This window comes from Bradyrhizobium sp. sGM-13, from assembly GCF_018398875.1.
Classification (GTDB): domain Bacteria; phylum Pseudomonadota; class Alphaproteobacteria; order Rhizobiales; family Xanthobacteraceae; genus Bradyrhizobium.
In genome coordinates this window covers 1-267 of the sequence record NZ_JAGWDK010000316.1, presented here as the reverse complement: position 1 = coordinate 267, position 267 = coordinate 1, and the positions used below count along the sequence as shown (strand labels likewise).

Genomic DNA, 267 nt, shown 5'->3' with positions numbered 1-267 from the left:
AGACGAGGCAATCGAGCCATCGGTCCGCCACCGGGGACTAGGCCGGCGCCGACTTCCCATTGCGACAAGATGGCCTTTTCGCGGCTGGCAAAACGCATGTCGCTCGCCAGCGCAAGCTCACTGCCGACCCCTGTCGCTCGCCCACGGATCGAGGCGATCGAGACGACCGGCGCTCGGCTAAGCCGTACCAGCATGTCAGGGAGTGCTTGCAGGCCAGTCGGTCCGGGCGGAATGCTCGTCGAATCCTCAAGGGGTGAGAGGAAATCG

Annotated in this window: 1 protein-coding gene; it reads right to left on the bottom strand. The window is 64.8% G+C overall.

Annotated elements, in window-relative coordinates; translation table 11 throughout:
• A partial coding sequence (locus KJQ96_RS39190) for an enoyl-CoA hydratase/isomerase family protein (protein ID WP_213291241.1) occupies positions 1–267 on the bottom strand: 267 nt, incomplete at both ends.